The organism is Streptomyces sp. NPDC002577 (genome assembly GCF_053594815.1).
Genome location: NZ_JBSFWK010000091.1, coordinates 1 through 5,570 on the forward strand (window position 1 = coordinate 1; position 5,570 = coordinate 5,570).

Annotated in this window: 6 protein-coding genes; 3 read left to right on the forward strand and 3 right to left on the reverse strand. The window is 70.2% G+C overall.

The genetic code is table 11. The features are described 5' to 3' along the window. Positions 1-144: 144 nt before the first annotated feature. The 3 genes from ACWD4J_RS43805 to ACWD4J_RS43815 all read right to left on the reverse strand — a co-directional run bounded on the left by ACWD4J_RS43805 (position 145) and on the right by ACWD4J_RS43815 (position 2,689). Complete coding sequence (locus ACWD4J_RS43805) at positions 145-912, reverse strand: SDR family NAD(P)-dependent oxidoreductase (protein WP_451401151.1); 768 nt, start codon at positions 910-912, stop codon at positions 145-147. 146 nt (positions 913-1,058) lie between these two features. Continuing rightward, entirely contained in the window at positions 1,059-2,357 is a 1,299-nt protein-coding gene (locus ACWD4J_RS43810) for an amidohydrolase family protein (protein ID WP_451401152.1), read from the reverse strand. An 11-nt stretch (positions 2,358-2,368) separates the two neighbouring features. Further along, positions 2,369-2,689, reverse strand: coding sequence for a hypothetical protein (locus ACWD4J_RS43815; RefSeq protein WP_451401153.1), 321 nt, complete (start codon positions 2,687-2,689; stop codon positions 2,369-2,371). A gap of 288 nt (positions 2,690-2,977) precedes the next feature. Here ACWD4J_RS43815 and ACWD4J_RS43820 point away from each other — a divergent pair, with 288 nt between their 5' ends. The 3 genes from ACWD4J_RS43820 to ACWD4J_RS43830 are packed head-to-tail and all read left to right on the forward strand — an operon-like array spanning position 2,978 to position 5,287. Beyond that, complete coding sequence (locus ACWD4J_RS43820) at positions 2,978-3,391, forward strand: nuclear transport factor 2 family protein (protein WP_451401154.1); 414 nt, start codon at positions 2,978-2,980, stop codon at positions 3,389-3,391. Further along, positions 3,388-4,476, forward strand: coding sequence for an acyl-CoA dehydrogenase family protein (locus ACWD4J_RS43825; protein ID WP_451401155.1), 1,089 nt, complete (start codon positions 3,388-3,390; stop codon positions 4,474-4,476). The genes ACWD4J_RS43820 and ACWD4J_RS43825 overlap by 4 nt, the downstream gene beginning before the upstream one ends. 7 nt (positions 4,477-4,483) lie before the next feature. Further along, positions 4,484-5,287 carry an acyl-CoA dehydrogenase family protein gene (locus tag ACWD4J_RS43830; RefSeq protein WP_451401156.1) on the forward strand — a complete coding sequence of 268 codons (804 nt, stop codon included), beginning with the start codon at positions 4,484-4,486 and terminating at the stop codon, positions 5,285-5,287. The last annotated feature ends 283 nt before the right edge of the window (positions 5,288-5,570 follow it).

Genomic DNA, 5,570 nt, shown 5'->3' on the forward strand with positions numbered 1-5,570 from the left:
GACCGCTGGACCCGCGACCGCTGGTCCTTCACCGGCCACCGGGACCGGGTCGCCGCCGGTGAGCCGCCCCAGCCGCGGCGCGACGACGCGGTCACCGAGACAACGGTCTCGGCAGGCCGCCGCGTCATTCAGCGCTGTGAGGTGTTACATCACCAGGCCACCGTCCACGGGCAGCACCTGGCCGGTGATGAACGAGGCGGCGTCCGAGGCGAGGAACACGAAGGCTCCGGCCACCTCCTCGGGCTGGGCCCAGCGTCCCAGCGGGATGCGGGCGAGCATGGGGGCGGCGAACTTCTCGTTGGTGCGGATGGTCTCCGTCATGGGGGTGGCGGCCAGCGGTGCGAGCGCGTTGACGAGGATCTGCTTACGCGCCAGTTCGCGGGCGAGGGACTTCGTCAGGCCGATGATGCCGGCCTTCGCCGCGGAGTAGTTGACCTGGCCGAGTGTGCCGGTGATGCCGGCGGACGAGGTGACGTTGATGATGCGTCCCGTGCCGTCGGCCGGCAGATGGGCCAGGGCGGCCTGCGCGCAGTTGAAGGCGCCCATGACGTGGATGTCGATGAGGCGCCGGACGTCGTCCTCCTTGAGGTCGGCGAACATGGCGGGCGCCGTCACGCCCGCGTTGTTGACGAGGATGTGCAGCGTCCCGCCTCCGAGCGCCGCCGCCTCGGCCACCGCGTCGTCGGCCGCCGCCCTGTCGCGTACGTCGAGGCCGGCGCTTTCCGCCTTGCCGCCGTCGGCCCGGATCTGCTGGGCCGTGGCCGCTGCGGCCGTGGCGTCGATGTCGGTGACGAGCACCGCGGCGCCCGCGCGGGCGAGTGCCTTCGCCACCGCGGCGCCGATCCCGCCGGCCGCTCCCGTGACCAGCGCCGAGCGCCCCGTGAGATCGAACGGGGCGGCGTGGTTCGCCATGACATACCTCCTGGTTGAACTCATCAAGGGCGGGCCCGACGATGCAGTGCCGCCGCCTGACGGCGGCGGCACTGTCTGCGCCTTGCTGTGTCGTCTCCCGGCGCCGGGGAAGCTTCCCAAGGTCCCCAAGGCGCGGTGCTGCGGGTCTACTTGTTGGCAGCCGCCACAGCCGCCCGCGCACGCGAACGGTACGCCTCCAGCTTCTCGGACGGCTCGATCACGCGCTTGCTGCGGGACTGGATGCTGATGTCGTGCCCGGCCACGGCACGTCGCAGCGCCCCGACGGTGGCCTGCTCGCGCGGCACGTGGCGGAACGGGTCGAAGGAGTACCAGCGCATGGCGTTCTCGTGCGTCATCTTGTTGGTGTCCTCGTCCGGCACCTCGAACCGCTCCAGGACCTCGCCGAGCTCCTCGGGGGCACCGGGCCACATCGAGTCGCTGTGCGGGTAGTCCGCCTCCCAGCAGATGTTGTCGATGCCGATCTCGTGGCGCAGCTTCACACCGAGCGGGTCGCTGATGAAGCAGGTCAGGAAGTGCTCGCGGAACACCTCGCTGGGCAGCTTCCCGCCGAAGTCCTGCAGGGTCCACGTCGAGTGCATCTCGAAGGTGCGGTCGACGCGCTCCAGGAAGTACGGGATCCAGCCTGTGCCGCCCTCCGACAGCGCGATCTTCAGGTCGGGGTACTCCTTCACGGGACGCGACCACAGCAGATCGGCCGCCGCCGAGACGATGTTCATCGGCTGGAGGGTGATCATCACGTCGGGCGGCGAGTCGACTGCCGGGACCGCGATCCGCCCCGAGGACCCGATGTGCACCGACAGCACGGTGTCGGTGTCGCACAGCGCCCGCCACAGCGGGTTCCAGTACGGGTCGTGGAAGCTCGGGTAGCCCATCGCCGCCGGGTTCTCGGTGAAGGTCAGCGAATGGCAGCCCTTGGCGGCCACCCGGCGCACCTCCTGGGCGCACAGCTCGGCGTCCCAGATCGCGGGCAGCGCCATCGGGATGAACCGGCCGGGGTAGGCCGCGCACCACTCGTCGATGTGCCAGTCGTTGTAGGCGCGTACCAGCGCGAGCGAGAAGTCGGAGTCGTTGGTGGCGAACAGACGTGCCGCGAAGCCGGGGAAGGACGGGAAGTTCATCGAGGCGAGGATCCCGCCCGCGTTCATGTCCTTGACGCGCTCATGCACGTCGTAACAGCCGGGCCGGATCTCGTCCAGGCCCTGCGGCTCGAGCCCGTACTCCTCCTTGGGCCGCCCCGCGACCGCGTTGAGCGCCGCGTTGGGTATCACCGTTTCCCTGAACCGCCACACATCCGTGCCGTCTTCCCGGTGGACGAGCTGCGGAGCGTCGTCCTGGTACTTCTTCGGCAGGTGGTTCACGAACATGTCGGGCGGCTCGATGATGTGGTCGTCGACGCTGATGAGGATCAGATCGTCCCGTTGCATGTCGGTCCCTTTCAGTCGGACGCGGGCAGCGCCTTGGCCGCCTTGAGGGTCATCGGGACGCCGTCGCAGCTGAGCGTTCCCGATCCGGAGGAGGTACAGAGCAGCTCGAGCGTCTCGCCGGCGTCCACGTAGCGTTTGCCGATGAGCGTGGCCGCCTCGGGGCCCTCGGGTGACTGGGCGGGCCTGGCGGAGGTCGCCGCAACCATCGGCCCGCCTCCGCAGGTGACGTCCGGCCGGTGGTCGGCCGGGGCACGGACGACGATCACCCGGGTACTGCACACGGTGCTGGCCAGCTGGAGACCGGGGCGCAGTTCCTGGGCCGGTGACGTCATGGCGTTTTCCTTTCGGACGGGCACCCATGGGCCGGGGCACGGATCCATGGGTGCCGAGTCACCCTCTCAATAAAGGGAAACTAGCTTCTCGCTACACGGCAATCAACCATTCGCACCGAACTATCAGCCAACCCTGGACGCGCCACCACCGGCAGCGGTTGACGCGACCTCTCCTCCATGAAACGCTGAAGTGCATCACTGGAAACCTCGTTCTCATTACAGAGAATCCAAGAACGCCCGCCTGCCGACGGGACGTCCGGTGCGTGGTAGGGAAGGACGGAATGCCCCGTGTCCACTGACGACCTGATGGAGATACACCAGCTGCTCGCCCGCTACGCGGTGACCATCACCAAGGGCGACATCGACGGCCTGCTCAAGGTCTTCACCCCCGACGGGACGTACAGCGCGTTCGGCGACACGTATCCCCTGGACGAGTTCCCCGCACTGGTCGCGGCCGCCCCCAAGGGCCTGTTCCTCACGGGAACGGCGGTGATCGAACTGGACGGCGACACGGCGACGGGCACCCAGCCGCTGTGCTTCGTCGACCACGCCACGCACGACATGCGCATCGGCTACTACAACGACACCTACCTCCGTACCCCCGACGGCTGGCGGCTGCGCACTCGCGCGATGACGTTCATCCGCCGCAGCGGAGCCCACGATTCCGGCCGTCCGCACGCCTTCGAGCGCAACAGCGCATGAACGTCGCCGAGTTCCGGGCGGGCCTGACGGCCTGGCTCGACGACCACGACCTGCGGCCCGGCCCGGACCACTCCCTCGACGCACAGGTCGAGCAGCTGGCGCGCGTGCGCAGCGCGCTGTACGAGGCGGGCTGGATGCGCTACGGCTGGCCCGCCTCGGTCGGCGGCCTCGGCGGCCCCGCCGTCCTGCGCGCCGTACTGGGCGAGGAGGTCGCTACGCGCGGGCTGGCCGAGCCCGGCATCTACTCGATGATCGAGGTCCTCGCCCCGACGATGATCTCCTACGCCCGTCCGGAACTCGCCGCCGAGATGGTGCCGTTGCTTTTCGGCGGGCGCGAGCAGTGGTGCCAGGGTTTCTCCGAGCCCGGCTCCGGCAGCGACCTCGCCTCACTGTCCACGCGCGCCGAACAGCGGGGTGAGGACTGGGTGGTGACCGGCCAGAAGGTGTGGACGAGCCTCGCCCAGTACGCCTCGCGCTGCGTCCTGCTCACCCGTACCGCGCCCGGCCATGCCGGGATCACGGCGTTCTTCGTCGACATGGATTCTCCCGGCATCACCGTCCGCCCGCTGCGCACCATGCACGGCGTCGACGAGTTCGCCGAGGTGTTCTTCGACGAGGTGGTCGTACCCGGTGAACGGATGCTGGGCCGCCCCGGCGACGGCTGGCGACTGGCGATGGACCTGCTGCCGCACGAGCGCTCCACGTGCTTCTGGCATCGCGTCGCCCACCTGTACACACGACTCGACCGGCTGCTCGCGCAGACGGAGGAGCAGGACGAGGCCGCTGTCGGTGCCGCCTACCTGGCGCTGCACACCGTCCGCTGCCGCTCCCACGCCACGCAGCGGCGCCTTGCGGAAGGGGCCGGACTCGGCCCGGAGACCTCCGTCGACAAGGTGCTTCTGGCCACGGCCGAGCAGCGGCTCTTCGACACCGCTCGCGATCTGCTTCCCGGGGTCGTCGAGCTGGACGACACTCCGTGGCGCACCGAGTTCCTGTATTCGCGCGCGGCGACCATCTACGGCGGCACCGCCGAGATCCAGCGGAACATCATCGCCCGCCGCCTGCTCGACCTGGGGAAGGAGTGACCGCCACGTGACCGTGGACGCCGCCGAGCTGGACCTGCTCGCCGAGACCCTCCGCAAGACCATGGCGACGCACACGGGCGGCGCCCTGGACACCGCGCTGAGGGAACTGGGCTGGGCCGAGATGCTCACCGAGATGCCCGACGGGACGGTCCCCTTGGTGTTCCGGCTGCTCGGCGAGACGGGGGCCCACGCCCCGCTGGTCAACGACGTGATCCTGCACGCGGCCGGACTCCCCGCAGGCACCACCGTCCCGCTGCCGTACGCGGGCGGAACGTGGGTGCTCTGGGATCGCACGGACGGTGCGAAGACGTCCGGGGACGGTCAGCCCCTGGACCCCGAACTGCCGCTGCGGCGCCTGGCCGACGGGAACCCCGTGCCGCTCGCCGAGGGCCGCCGGGCGCTGGGCTGGTGGCTGGCGGGCGCCAGCAGGGCGATGCTGTCTCTGGCCCGCTCGCACGTCCTGGACCGCATCCAGTTCGGGCGTCCCCTGGCCTCCTTCCAGGCCGTACGGCACCGGCTCGCCGAGACGCTCGTCGCCATCGAGGGTGCCGAGGCGACCCTGCGCGCGGCGGAGGACGACCTGGGCTGCCTGCTGGCGAAGGCGGCGGCCGGCGAAGCGGCGCTGACGGCGGCCCGCCACTGCCAGCAGGTGCTCGGCGGCATCGGCTTCACAGCCGAGCACGATCTGCACGGCCATGTACGGCGCACCTACGTCCTGGACGGGCTGCTCGGCAGCGCCCGGGAACTGACCCGCGAGGCGGGTGCGCTGCTGCTCCGGCAGGGTTCGGCGCCGCGCCTGACTCAGCTCTGACGCACCGGTACACGCGGGGAGCGGTCCGTGCGTGGCCGTCCGTGGCCGTCCGTGGCCGTCCGTGGCCGTCCAACGGATGGTGGGTCCGGACGCCCCCTCCCCGTCCGGACCCACCCTTTCTCCCCCGGTCGGCCTACTGCAGCTTCTGCTTCATCTCGTCCAGTCTCGCGAGGATCGGGTAGCCGGTAACGCTCAGCGCGTTGCCGTGGCCGGTCTGGTGGATGTCGAAGACGGACTGGATCGCGGCATGGAAACCCTGCACGTCCAGCGTCTGGTTCACGGC